Genomic DNA, 12,086 nt, shown 5'->3' with positions numbered 1-12,086 from the left:
GGGCCGGACAGGGCCTACGGCCGCAGCACCCGCGCCCGCAGGTAGTTGCGCCGCCCGAAGTTCGGCTCGTCCACCGCCGTCAGCTCCTCCACCTGGAACCGGTACAGCGCCGCCGCCCCGCCCCCGGTGAGGAACTGCCGCCGCACCTGCTCGTCCTGCGCGAAGGACGGGTACCGCCCCTGGTAGGCGGCCAGCGCCGCCTCGGCCTGCCGCCCCCAGGCCTCGCTCGCGCCGCCGGCCAGCTGCAGGCCGCGCAGCTGCTCGCCGAAGACCGGCGGCGGCAGGAAGACGGTGGCGGCGGCCCGGGCCTCCTCGGCGAGGTGGTGGCTGTGCCGGGTGGAGCGCTCGCTGACGAAGTACAGGACGAGGTCGTCGTCGTACGCGAAGAAGGCCAGGTTGGCGTGCGGGCCGTGCTCGTGGCCGGCGGTGGCGAGGGTGAGCACCATGGCCTCGGCGAGCAGGCCCTCGACGCCCTTGTGCGGCGACTCGCCCGGCCAGTCCCCCTGCGTGATGTCGAGTCGGTACGGCATTGGCACTCCCTCCGCTGGCACGCCCGGCGCTCCCGCGCCCCGGCACGACTGAGCCGGGCGGGTTCCCCGCGAAGGGGCCCCACGCCCGGCTCACATGCTCTACCCGCCACCCCGGCCAGACAAGGGTCGGACGGGCTACGGGGAGGCTACGGAATCAGCGCTGTCGGGTCTCGTCGTCAGTGCCGTCGGCACCCGCCGACAGTGCCCCCGGCACCCGCCGTTCAGTGCTGCCGAGTCCCGTACGCGGCGTGGCGGCCGGCCGTCACCGGCACCGCGCCCGGGCCGAGCAGCGGGCGCAGCGCACCCGTCCGCATCCGGTCCACCAGCGGCCCGCAGCGGCCGGCGAGCGGCGCCAGCACCACCGCGACCAGGAGGCCGACCAGCGCGCCGACGGCCACGTCGTGCGGGTAGTGCACGCCGACCCAGACCCGGGAGGCGCCCATCAGCACCGCGAAGATCCCGGCGATCCAGCCGAGCCGCCGGTCGGCGAACCAGAGTGCGGTGGCGGCGGCGAAGGCGATCACGGTGTGGTTGCTGGGGAAGGACCAGTCACCGGCGCCGGGGCAGGTCTCCAGCGAGACGCTGCCGGGGATCTGGGCGCACGGCCGGACTTCTTCGACCATGCCCTTGAGCACCGAGTTGACGCCGTACGCGACGACGACGATCACCGGCGAGGCGAGCACCTTGGCCATCACGGCCGAGTCGGCGCCGCGCGCCCGCCACCAGGCGTAGAGCATGAAGACCGCGAACAGGCCGAGGCCGAGCGCCGACCAGACCTTGATCAGCTCGTCGAGCCAGTGCGGGGCGGCTTGCGCCCACCCGTTCACCCGGGTGTAGAGGCTGCCGTCGATGCCGCTGCCGTCGTAGACGGCGAGAGCCCGGGAAGACGTCACTTGTCACCTCCGTGACGGTGCGCCTTACGGGCGCGGAACAGTTCGAGAACAATGGGGAGCACGGAGACAACTACTACCAGACCGATGATCGGGAGCAGATATCTGTCGATGCTGGGGATCGACGATCCGAGCCCGTACCCGGCGAGCACGACGCCGACGGTCCAGACTGCGCCGCCGGTCACCTGCCAGAACGTGAACGAGCGGGCCGGCACTTCGAGCACGCCGCAGAGCGGGTTCAGCACCGTTCGGACCACCGGGATGAAGCGGGCGAGCACGATCGCCTTGCCGTGGCCGTACTTGCCCAGCAGTTCCTCGGCCCGCTCGACGCCCTCCAGCAGGCTCTTGCGCTCGGTGCGGCGCAGCAGCGCGCGGCCGCCGCGCTTGCCGATCAGGTAGCCGACCTGGGCGCCTGCCAGCGCGCCGACCAGGGCGGCGGGCAGCACCTGGTAGAGCTCCAGCTGCGGGCCCTTGGTGGCGCCGGGCACGCACAGCAGGCCCGCGGTGAACAGCAGCGAGTCTCCGGGCAGGAAGAAGCCCACCAGCAGGCCGGTCTCGGCGAAGAGCACGACGGCGATGCCGAGTGCGCCGAAGGCGGCGAGCAGCGAGGACGCGTCCAACGGGTTCACCGCGAGGTGAGCGGCCGGATCGGCGAGGAACTGAAGCAAGGCTGGCGGACCTCCCGTACGTTGGGGGGCGGTTCACAGCGGAACCCGCCCCGACCGTCTACAGTGACGTAGACGGTCTACATGACTGTAGACGAAACCTGGAGGAAGCGCCGCCATGTCCGACGTACCGTCCGCCCGCCGGCCCGCCGGGGAGCTGGAGGCCGAGGTGCTGGCCGCGCTCTGGTCGGCCCGGCAGCCGATGACCCCGCAGGACGTCCAGTCGGCACTCGGCGGGGACCTCGCCCGCACCACCATCGCCACGATCCTCGCCCGCCTCCACGACAAGGGCACCGTGGAGCGCACCCGGGCCGGCCGCGCCTACGCCTACACCCCGACCGTCCAGGACACCGCGGGCCTCGCCGCCCGCCGGATGCACACCGAGCTCGGCCGCGAGGCCGACCGCTCCACCGTGCTCGCCCGCTTCGTCTCCGACCTCTCCGCCGAGGACGAGCAGCTGCTGCGCGACCTGCTCGGCGACGGCGCCCCGGGTCTCGACTCCACCCCGGGGATCGCCCCCGCCCCCGGCCACCGAACCTCCGGCCACGGCACCCCCGGGGCGGCCGGGTCGTGATGATCGCCGTCTGGGCCCCGCTGCTGCTGCCGTTCCTGGCCGCCCCGCTGGCCCGCCGCCTCGCCGACGCGCTGCCGCCCCGGGCCGCCGCCTGGATGCTCGCCGGGACGTCCGCCGTGCTGGCCGGCGGCACCCTCTGCTCGCTCGGCCTGCTCGCCGCCGCCGGGCTGCTCCAGCTACCGCCGGTCGCCGCGATCGGCCACCTGTCGCTCCCCTGGCTCACCGCCGCCGCACCCGACGCGCCGGTGGCGGCCGCCGCGGCCGGTCTGGTGCTCGCCGCGCTGACCGCCCGGGCCGTCCGCACCGCCCGCCGCCACCGGCTGGAACTGCGCGAGGCCCGGGCCACCCTCCCGGCCTGCCCCGCGCCGACCGGCCCCACGCCGGACTGCCCCACGCCGACCGAGGGCCGGCATCCGGACGCACGCCCCGGGCACGTCACCACGCGCCGGGCACGCACCCCGCAGGCCGTCCTGGCCGGCGCCCGCGCCCTGCTCCAGCCGAGCGAGCACCCGCTCGCCGTCCTCGACGACGAGCGCGCCGACGCCTTCGCCCTGCCGGGGCGCCTGCCCCTCCCCGGCCGGCCCGGCGAGCCCGGCCGGATCGTGGTCACCTCCGGCATGCTGCGCATCCTCACCGGGCCCGAGCGGGCCGCCCTGCTCGCCCACGAGCGCGCCCACCTGACTGCCCGCCACCACGTCTTCCTCGCCCTCGCCGAGCACGCCGCCGACCTCCACCCGGCGCTGCGTCCGCTGCGCGCGCCCCTCGGGTACCACCTGGAGCGCTGGGCCGACGAGGTGGCGGCCGCCCGGGTCGGCGACCGCGCCGTGACCGCCCGCGCGGTCGGCCGGGCCGCCCTGGCCGCCAGCCGCTCCCCCTGGCCGGCCCGGCCCCGGCTCGTCCCCGCCGCCCACTCCGGGCCGGTCCCGCGCCGGGTCGCCGCCCTGCTCCAGCCCCGCCCGGCGGCCACCGCCACCGGCACCCGCCTGCGCGCGGTGGCGATCGCGCTGGCCGCCTGCCTGGCGCTGAGCACCGCCGCCTCCCTGGAGGCCACCGCCGACCTGCACCACACCGTCGAGGCGGCCCAGCGCGGCACCGGCGCGGAACGCTGACCGCTGACCGCTGACCGCTGACCGCTGACCGCGGCACGATCCACCGAGCCCGCACCAGGCCCACGCAAGGCCCTCATCAGGTCCCGCACCAGGCCTCGCACCAGGCCCGCGTCGGGCTCACAGCAGGCCCACCCCAGGACCCCCGCTAGTCATCACACCCCGGCATGTCCACGGTCATACCGTCCGGTATGCCGAGTTGGCAGACCCCGTCCCCAGACACTCACCGCCCCCGTACGCTTTCGTCAGCGCGTCGACCCCGGCGCGGCCTCGAACGGCGGCGAGGAGCAACGCGAGTGCGGCAGACCGGACGGCAGTCCCGACGACCAGAACGCCGCACCGCGCCGAGCACGGCCGAGCTGGCCAGGGTCCACGACCGCACCCTCGCCGAAGCCGCCGCCCGCGAACTCGCCCAGCCCCCCTACCCCGACCCCGGCTCCCCCGGCCTGCTCGAACCCCGCCCCGAGATCGGCGACTCCTGGGCCCGGCTGCGCCGCCTCGGGCTCGACCCCGACGCCGGTGCCGCCGCCGTCCACCTCGGCCCCGCCGAGATCGAGCAGCGCCGCCGCACCAGCGGCCTGGACGCGGTCCTGCCGGTGCTGCGCGACACCCTGCTCCAGCCGGTCGGCCAGAGTCCGCTGATCCTCGCCATCGCCGACGCCGACGGCCACGTGCTCTGGCAGGAGGGCGAGCGCGCCCTGCGCCGCAGCGCCGACCGGATCGGCTTCCTCACCGGCGCCCGCTGGATCGAGGAGAGCGTCGGCACCAACGGCATCGCCGTCGCACTGCGCGCCCAGCGCCCGATGCACGTCCACTCCGCCGAGCACTACCTGCGCAGCCACCACTCCTGGACCTGCGTGGCCGCTCCCGTGCACGACCCGGGCACCGGGCGGCTGGTCGGCGCGATCAACCTCAGCGGCCCGGCCCGCAACGTCCGCCCGTACCTGCTGCAGCTCACCGCCACCGCCGCCCGGCTCGCCGAGACCGAGCTGCGCGCCCACCGGCTGGAGGCGCTGCACCAACTGCGCACCCTGGCCGCGCCGATGCTCGCCCGGGTGGCCGGCCCGGCCCTGGTGGTGGACTCCGCCGGGTGGACCGCCGCCGCGGCCGGGCTGCCGCCGCCCGGCCGGCTGCGGGTGCCGGTCGGCGGCTGGGGGACCGCCGCCGTGCACTGGGTGCCGGGCCTCGGCGAGTGCGCCCTGGAACCGCTCGCGGACGGCTGGCTGGTGCGACCGGTCCGGCCACCCGAGGCGGACGGCTCCGGCACGGTGACGGCCGAACAGGCCGAGCAGGCCGAGGGCGCCCGGCTCCGGCTCGACCTGCGCCGCCAGGACCGCCCGGAGCTGACCGTCCGGGGCGCGGCCGGCAGCTGGTCGCACCCGCTCAGCCCGCGCCACGCCGAACTGCTGCTCCTGCTCGCCACCGGACGCGAGGGCAGCACGGCCGCGCAGCTCGCGGAGGCGCTGTTCGGCGACCCGGGCCGGACGGTGACGGTCCGCGCCGAGCTGTCCCGGCTGCGCCGCTACCTGGGCGGCCTGCTGGCCCACCGGCCGTACCGCATCGCCGAGTCGGTGCTGGTCACGGTGGACGGGCCGGACGACCCGTACGACCTGCTGCCGGCCTCCTCGGCCCCGGCCGTCCGGCGGCTGCGGGCCGGGCTGGCCACGGGGACGGTCCGGCTGCCAGGTACGGTGCCCGTCCCGCCGCCGCGCGGGCCCACCGGTGCCCCGGCCGGGCCTCAGCCGCCGGCGAGCAGCGCGGCCAGCTGGGCGTCGGTCGGGCCGCAGGCGCGCTCCGCCTCGGCGGAGACCAGCGCGTAGGTACGGTCCAGCCACGCCTGCACCCGGGGCTTGGAGGCCTCCAGCAGGGCGCTGCCGTGCGGTGATTCGAGCGCCAGGTGCAGCGTCGAGCCGTGGCACGGGCAGTACGCCGGCCACAGCTTGACGTCGCCCTGGCCGCTCAGCGCCTGGAGACCGTCGCGCAGCAGCTCGCGCGAGAACACCCAGTCGGCCTCGTCCGGCCGCCCCAGATGGAAGGTCAGCAGCACCTCGTACGGGCGCGCGGCCTCGAACCGGAACCGGGTGCGCACCTCGCCGACCACCTCCTCGCCCAGCGAGATCCGCAGCATCAGCACCTCCTCCACCGCCGCCGGAGCGGCGGTGGAGCCGTCCCCATCGCCGCCCGTGGGGGTGGCGGCGAGGGGTGCACTGGAGGCTGCGGACAGCGGGTCGGGCGGCATGACGGTCTCTCCGGGACGGCGTGGGATGACCTCAGCCTGAGCCACTTCCGGCCGGCCGGGCAAGGGTTGCAAGGAGGTTGCATCGATCCCCGTCCGGGCGGGCCCGGCCGTCCTCACCGACTTATCAGACGGATCATCAACTTCCTTCTGTCGAACGGGTGTCCACGAAACGGATCAAAACCGTCCAGGCCGCGACGAGCCGCTGGTACGCTCTCCCCCTCCCGGCGCGGGCCCCACCCGGACCCCGGCCGACCGACCCCGGGCGGCCGATGCCGGCCCGGTGGCAGCGCATGGGAGAATACCGCGACCGCGACGGCGACTTCGGGGAGGGAGGGGTCCGGTGGCTGCGCGCGAGGACACTGCGCGGGACGTTCGGCACGAACCCGAACGGCACGGCCGGCACGGGCGGCCACGCCCGTTCGGCGGCCGGTTCCGGTTGCCCACCCTGCGCTTCTCCGGTGCCGCGATGGCGATGTCCACGGTCGTCGGCATCAGCATCGCCACCACCCTCCTGCTCAACGAGCAGCAGGGTGTGGGCCGGCGGGCCGGGGTCGCGCGCGTCGGCACCACCCCGCCGCCCACCCCCGCCGCGGGCGACCAGGCCGAGGCCGCCGCCGACCGGGCCCCGACCGCGCCGAACCCCACCGCGCCGAACCCCACCGACCTCCCGGCCACCGGCCGACCGCCCGCACCGAGCCCCTCGGCGCACCGCCCGGGGGCGGCGGAGGGCACGGCCGCCGGAGCTGCCTCGCCCAGCGCCTCGCCCAGCGTGCCCGGCACCCGGTCGGCACCCCCGGAACCCGCCGGCGGACAGGCCGCGGCCGAACCCATGACCGACCACGGCCCCGGCACCCGGCCGGCCGGCACCGGCGAGCCCGCCACGCCGGCCGACGCCGCCGCGCCCTCGCCGTCGGCCCAGCCCGTCGCGCCCGCCGCCGAGCAGCCGGCCGACCCCTCTTCGCCCTCCCCCTCGCCGACCACGCCGCACGCGCCCGGACCCCGCCCGGCCGCCCCGGCGCAGCCCGCACCGCCGCCGCCCGGCGCGGTTGCCCCGGGCGCCGGCACCCCTGACCCGGACACCGACACCCCTGACCCGGGCACCGACCAGGCCCTGACCGGCGTCGCCACGGTCACACCGCTCGGCCGGGACGGCCTCCGGCACCAGCTCGACCTCACCGCCACCGAGCCGCTCACCGCATTTCAGGCCGAATTCCGCCTCACCCCGGGCGAGTTGGCCCCCGGAAGCGGCGCCGCCTGGACCGACCTGCCCGGCGCGGTCGTCACCGCCCAACAGGAGCGCGGCACCCTCGTCTACCGCTTCACCACCCCGGCCGGCATCGACGTCCCGCCCGGCCACTACGCCTTCGGCGTGCGCGGCACCCGCCCCGCCGCCGAACCCTCGGGACCCACCGGCCCGTCCGGCCCCTCGCTCCCGACCGGCCCATCCCTCCCGTCCGGCCCATCCCTCCCGTCCGGTTGGCCCGCTTCATCCGGTTGGCCCGCTTCGTCCGGCCCGGTCCGCAAGGCCGCCGCGGCGGAGAGCTGGAGCGCCGCCGCCTTCGGCATCGACCGGCCCCGGGCGGTCGCCGCGCTCGGCGCCTTCGGCCCGGTCGCACCAGAGCCGGCCGCGCCCCAGCCGGTCACGCCGCGGCCCGCCGCGCCCGAGGCACCCGGGCTCCCGCCGCGCCCCGGCACGCCGACGGCCTTCACGCCCCGCTGACCTCTCCGGCCGCGCCGTCCCGCAGGCTCGCCACCTCGCAGCCTCGCCACCTCGCCGGGATCTGCCGCCCGACCCCGTCGTCCGGCCGTACCGTCCGACGATCCGACAGGTCACCGCCCCGGACGGGCTCATCCCGACGCGCCCGTTCGTTACTGTGGGCAGCACCCGGCCCGGCGGTCCCAGCGGCCCCGGCCGGCCGCCGTTCCGCATCCGAGGAGGAGTCCGTGTCCACCGTCCTGACCCAAGGCGGCAACGCCCCGCTGACCGCCGCGCGGGTGACTGTCGAGGTCACCGCGCCCAAGGCGCTGGACGTCTCCGGCCTGCTGCTGACCGACGCCGGAAAGGTGCGCTCGGACGACGACTTCGTCTTCTTCAACGCCCCGCACGGCCCCGGCGTCAGCCACCGCCCGGCCGCCGCCGGAGCGCCGGACGCGATCACCGTCGACACCCTGGCCGTCCCGGCCGGCATCACCAAGATCGTGGTGACCGCCAGCCCCGCCGACCAGTCCTCCACCTTCGCCGGGATGGAGCCGACCGCCACCGTCCGCGACGCCGACACCGGGCAGGCCCTGGTCACCTTCACCCCGCCGCAGCTGGGCCAGGAGACCGCGCTCATCGTGGTCGAGGTCTACCAGCGCGGCGGCGCCTGGAAGGTGCGCGCGGTCGGCCAGGGCTACGCCAACGGCCTGGCGGGCATCGCCACCGACTTCGGCGTCTCCGTCGACGACTCTCCGGCCGCGGCCCCGGCCGCCCAGGCCCCGGCCCCCGCCACTCCCCCCGCGGCCCCGCCCACCCCTCCGGCCGCGCCCCCGGCTCCCCCTGCTCCCCCCGTCGACCCGCGGATCGCCCTCGCCGCCACCCCGCCCGCGCCCCCCGTGCCCCCGGTCGCCCCGCCGGCCCCGGCCGCCCCCGCCAAGGTCACCCTGGACAAGGGCCGGGTCAACCTGGTCAAGGGCAGTTCGGTCTCCCTGGTGAAGAACGGCCGCCCGTTCCTCTCCTCGGTCCGGATGGCGCTCGGCTGGGAGCCCGCCGGCCGCGGCCGCAGCGTCGACCTGGACGCCTCCTGCCTCGCCTTCGACGCCCGGCGCAAGAAGCTGGAGACGGCCTGGTTCATGAAGCTGACCGTCTTCAAGGGCGCGATCGCCCACTCCGGCGACAACCTCACCGGCGGCGGAGCCGGCGACGACGAGTCGATCACCGTCCATCTGGACGGCCTGCCGGCCGAGGTCACCGGCCTGGTCTTCGTCGTCAACTCCTTCTCCGGCCAGCGGTTCACCGAGGTCAAGAACGCCTACTGCCGCCTGCTGGACGCCCGGACGGAGGAGGAGCTGGTCCGCTTCGACCTCACCCACTCCGAGCCGCACACGGGCGTGGTGATGTGCAAGCTGGTCCGGCAATCGTCCGGCGAGTGGGTGATGACCGCGCTCGGCGAGTACGTCGACGCCAAGACCGCCCGGGCGATGGTCGATCCGTCCGCCGCCCTGCTCTGAACCGCTCCGCCCCACCCCTCACCGACCCGCCCTGACGCCCAGGGCCGATCGGCCCAATGTCATGGCCTCACACGCGAATTCACCCTCCTGAGGGATCAAGTCGTCCACCCGCCGACTCGATTTACCTCTAGGGGGGTGAATCGCGCTCTCCCGCGCACTCGTTGAGGGAGAGACCGTGCCACGCTTCCTGTCCCGCCTCGCCGTCGCCGGCACCGCCGTCGCGCTCACCGCCGGCCTGATCACCCCGTCCGCCGCCCAGGCCGCCGCCGAGCCGTCCGGCCGCGTCCGGACGCTCGCCTGGGCCGCGCTCGGCGACTCCTACACGGCCGGCTTCGTCGAGGCCGCCGGCGACGAGACCGAACCCCGCGACGGCTGCGCCCGCACCACCGGCTCCTACCCCGAGCTGATCCGCCGCGGCCTCGGCCCCCTGGTCGAACTGCGCAACGCCAGCTGTTCCGGCGCCACCGTCAAGGACGTCTACCAGACCAAGGAGGCCCCGCCCGGCCGCCCGCTCCCGCCGCTCGGGACCAACCCCGGCGCCCCCTTCCCACCGGTCCCGTCGCAGATCGACGCCGTCTCCCCGAGCGCCGACGTGATCACCGTCGAGATCGGCGGCAACACCCTCGGCTTCGCCGAGATCCTCAAGGGCTGCATCGAACTCGGCGCCGCGGTCCTCGGCCAGGGCACGCCCTGCAAGGACAAGTTCGACGCGAGCCTGCCCGACCGCTTCGACCAACTGCGCGGCGACTTCGACCAGATGCTCGGCGCCCTGCACGCCAAGGCCCCGTCCGCGCGACTGCTGGCCGTCGGCTACCCCCACCTCGTCCCCGAGGACGCCACCCGCTGCACCTACGGCAACCTGGAGCAGTTCGCCACCTTCACCACCGGCGACCTCGCCTGGGCGCGGACGGCCGTCCTGGAGCCGCTCAACGCGATCATCGCCCAGCGGACCGCCGCCCGCGGCGACACCTTCGTCGACCTCTACCCCTCCACCACCGGCCACAGCGTGTGCGACCAGGACCACTGGCTGGACGGCGTGCTGACCAGCATCATCCCGCTGCGTTACGCCCTGGTGCACCCGAACGCCAAGGGCCAGGCCCACGCGGCCGCCCTGGTCGAGGACGCCGTCCTGAACTGACCGGCCGCACCGGAGCGGCCGTACCCGGAAGCGGCCGAACCGGAAACAGCCGCGCCGGAAACGCCCGCGCATCGAGAACCGATCGAAAACCAGTGGCAGGCCCTCCCGTCGCGGATCATGCTGAGCGGATGCTCATCCGCGAAGCCGCCCCCGAGGACTGGCCTGCCGTCTGGCCCTTCTTCCACACCGTCATCGCCGCCGGTGAGACGTTCCCCTACCCCCTCGACCTCTCCTCCGACCTCGGCCGGGAGTGGTGGATGCTCGCCGCACCCCATCGCACGGTGGTCGCGGTGGACGAGGCCGGCACGGTCGTCGGCACCGCCAACATGACCCGTAACCGCCCCGGCAACGGCGCGCACGTGGCCAGCGCCAGCTACCTGGTCGACCCGGCGCACCACGGCCGCGGCATCGGGCGGGCCCTGGTCGAGTACACCCTCGACTGGGCTCGCGCCAACGGCTACCGCGCCATGCAGTTCAACGCCGTGGTCGCCAACAACCACCACGCCGTGAAGCTCTACCGGTCCCTCGGCTTCGACATCGTCGGCACCGTCCCCGAGGCCTTCCACCACCCCGTCGACGGCTACGTCGGCCTGCACGTCATGCACCGGGCACTGTAAGGGAGTTCGCTACTCCTCGATCGCCCCGCCGACCCGCCGCAGGTGCTGCCGGAAGCTGTACGACGGGTCGGCGGCGCGGCGCTCCAGGTACTCGTCGAAGGCGGTCTGCCGGCGCAGCGTGTCGCCGGAGGCGATCCGCCCGGCCTGCGCGCGCTCGGTCCCGGCGATCCCGGCGGCCGTATCCAGCACCTCCCCGGCCCGGTCGGCCGGCACGAACAGCACCCCGTCCGCGTCGCCGAACACCACGTCCCCGGCGCTCACCAGGTGCAGCCCGACCCGCGCCGTCACCAGCGCCTCCGGCTCCCGCCCGTCCAGCCGCACCGGCCCCAGCGGCAGCGCGCCGTAGCTGAACACCGGCAGCCCGATCTCCACCAGTTCGGGAGTGTCCCGGTGCAGCCCCCACACCACGATCCCGGCGATCCCGGCGGCCCGCGCCTCCAGCACCGCGAGGTCCCCGATGCAGGCCTCGTCCGTGCGCCCACCGTTGTCGATCACCAGCACGTCACCGTCCCGGGCCGCCCCGTACGCCTCCAGGAACACGTCCACGCTCCCGTAGTGCCGCACCGGAAGCACCCGCCCCGCGACCCTCCCCCCGGCCGCCACCGCCGCCACCCCCACCGGCGCCGCCCTGAGCCCCACCCCCAACCGCACACACGCATCCGCCACCAACGGCGTCGACAACCCTGCGAACTCCTTCAGCATCCCCAACTCCTCCCGCCAAAAGCTCAGTTCACGCTGCCTCGATCCTAATCCGGGGTTCCGCCTCACCCCATTGAGCGATCGTCGTCCATCCACCCGACGTGCCACTCCGAGCTCACCTATTCTGTTGGCGCGTCCAACCAATCGACCGCGAGCGGGCCCAGGTCAGCCTCTTCAGCGATCCCCACCGCGACGAGTACACCGAGGTGCACCTGGCAGCCTTCGGCGAACCGCTCGCCCTCCCCGCCCCGTTCGAGTTCGAGTCGGACACCAAGGACTTCCTCTAGAAGTCCCAAGAACGCGACAAACGGCCCGGACCGTTCCTTAGGTTCTAACGGTCCTCGCAACACCCGCGATCTGTGGGAGTTGCGAGGACCGTGGGCGTTAGGCGTAGTGATCTTGCTGGGTTGCGGGAGCG

At 75.4% G+C, this 12,086-nt stretch carries 13 protein-coding genes; 8 read left to right on the top strand and 5 right to left on the bottom strand.

Annotated features, from left to right (window positions below):
- Window positions 1-14: 14 nt before the first annotated feature.
- From ACIO9K_RS30080 to ACIO9K_RS30070, 3 genes are all read right to left on the bottom strand, one after another.
- The gene (locus ACIO9K_RS30080) at window positions 15-530 is read right to left on the bottom strand and encodes a pyridoxamine 5'-phosphate oxidase family protein (protein WP_350880400.1); all 516 of its coding nucleotides are present in this window, start codon (window positions 528-530) and stop codon (window positions 15-17) included.
- 221 nt (window positions 531-751) lie between these two features.
- Window positions 752-1,423, bottom strand: coding sequence for a phosphatase PAP2 family protein (locus ACIO9K_RS30075; RefSeq protein WP_371519329.1), 672 nt, complete (start codon window positions 1,421-1,423; stop codon window positions 752-754).
- Complete coding sequence (locus ACIO9K_RS30070) at window positions 1,420-2,088, bottom strand: DedA family protein (RefSeq protein WP_363618652.1); 669 nt, start codon at window positions 2,086-2,088, stop codon at window positions 1,420-1,422. The genes ACIO9K_RS30075 and ACIO9K_RS30070 overlap by 4 nt, the downstream gene beginning before the upstream one ends.
- Before the next feature lie 115 nt (window positions 2,089-2,203).
- On the opposite strand from ACIO9K_RS30070, the gene ACIO9K_RS30065 reads away from it, so the two are divergent.
- The 3 genes from ACIO9K_RS30065 (at window position 2,204) to ACIO9K_RS30055 (ending at window position 5,585) form a co-directional block, all read left to right on the top strand.
- The gene (locus ACIO9K_RS30065) at window positions 2,204-2,659 is read left to right on the top strand and encodes a BlaI/MecI/CopY family transcriptional regulator (protein WP_363580501.1); all 456 of its coding nucleotides are present in this window, start codon (window positions 2,204-2,206) and stop codon (window positions 2,657-2,659) included.
- Window positions 2,659-3,768 carry a M56 family metallopeptidase gene (locus tag ACIO9K_RS30060; protein WP_400334676.1) on the top strand — a complete coding sequence of 370 codons (1,110 nt, stop codon included), beginning with the start codon at window positions 2,659-2,661 and terminating at the stop codon, window positions 3,766-3,768. The genes ACIO9K_RS30065 and ACIO9K_RS30060 overlap by 1 nt, the downstream gene beginning before the upstream one ends.
- 293 nt (window positions 3,769-4,061) lie before the next feature.
- A complete protein-coding gene (locus ACIO9K_RS30055) occupies window positions 4,062-5,585 on the top strand; it encodes a GAF domain-containing protein (RefSeq protein WP_363618656.1) in 1,524 nt (507 codons plus the stop codon).
- On the opposite strand, the gene ACIO9K_RS30050 is transcribed toward ACIO9K_RS30055, so the two are convergent.
- Window positions 5,504-6,004 carry an SsgA family sporulation/cell division regulator gene (locus tag ACIO9K_RS30050; protein ID WP_363618658.1) on the bottom strand — a complete coding sequence of 167 codons (501 nt, stop codon included), beginning with the start codon at window positions 6,002-6,004 and terminating at the stop codon, window positions 5,504-5,506. The genes ACIO9K_RS30055 and ACIO9K_RS30050 overlap by 82 nt on opposite strands.
- A 466-nt stretch (window positions 6,005-6,470) precedes the next feature.
- On the opposite strand from ACIO9K_RS30050, the gene ACIO9K_RS30045 reads away from it, so the two are divergent.
- The 4 genes from ACIO9K_RS30045 to ACIO9K_RS30030 all read left to right on the top strand — a co-directional run bounded on the left by ACIO9K_RS30045 (window position 6,471) and on the right by ACIO9K_RS30030 (window position 10,969).
- Window positions 6,471-7,724 (top strand): hypothetical protein, encoded by a 1,254-nt coding sequence (locus ACIO9K_RS30045; protein WP_400334674.1) that lies wholly within the window; start codon window positions 6,471-6,473, stop codon window positions 7,722-7,724.
- Window positions 7,725-7,960: 236 nt separating this feature from the next.
- Window positions 7,961-9,214, top strand: a complete 1,254-nt coding sequence (locus ACIO9K_RS30040) for a TerD family protein (RefSeq protein WP_363618839.1) — start codon at window positions 7,961-7,963, stop codon at window positions 9,212-9,214.
- Window positions 9,215-9,389: 175 nt separating this feature from the next.
- Window positions 9,390-10,352 carry an SGNH/GDSL hydrolase family protein gene (locus tag ACIO9K_RS30035; protein ID WP_400334672.1) on the top strand — a complete coding sequence of 321 codons (963 nt, stop codon included), beginning with the start codon at window positions 9,390-9,392 and terminating at the stop codon, window positions 10,350-10,352.
- Window positions 10,353-10,480: 128 nt separating this feature from the next.
- Window positions 10,481-10,969: a GNAT family N-acetyltransferase gene (locus ACIO9K_RS30030; protein ID WP_363618664.1), complete on the top strand. Its 489-nt coding sequence runs from the start codon at window positions 10,481-10,483 to the stop codon at window positions 10,967-10,969.
- 9 nt (window positions 10,970-10,978) lie between these two features.
- On the opposite strand, the gene ACIO9K_RS30025 is transcribed toward ACIO9K_RS30030, so the two are convergent.
- Window positions 10,979-11,671 carry an RraA family protein gene (locus ACIO9K_RS30025; protein WP_363618666.1) on the bottom strand — a complete coding sequence of 231 codons (693 nt, stop codon included), beginning with the start codon at window positions 11,669-11,671 and terminating at the stop codon, window positions 10,979-10,981.
- Between the two features lie 98 nt (window positions 11,672-11,769).
- Here ACIO9K_RS30025 and ACIO9K_RS30020 point away from each other — a divergent pair, with 98 nt between their 5' ends.
- Complete coding sequence (locus ACIO9K_RS30020) at window positions 11,770-11,955, top strand: hypothetical protein (protein WP_400334670.1); 186 nt, start codon at window positions 11,770-11,772, stop codon at window positions 11,953-11,955.
- The last annotated feature ends 131 nt before the right edge of the window (window positions 11,956-12,086 follow it).

The organism is Kitasatospora sp. NPDC087271 (genome assembly GCF_044744605.1).
In the GTDB taxonomy this organism is placed as follows: domain Bacteria; phylum Actinomycetota; class Actinomycetes; order Streptomycetales; family Streptomycetaceae; genus Kitasatospora.
The sequence above is the reverse complement of the archived record's forward strand: the minus strand, read 5'-3'. Positions and strand labels throughout refer to the sequence as shown.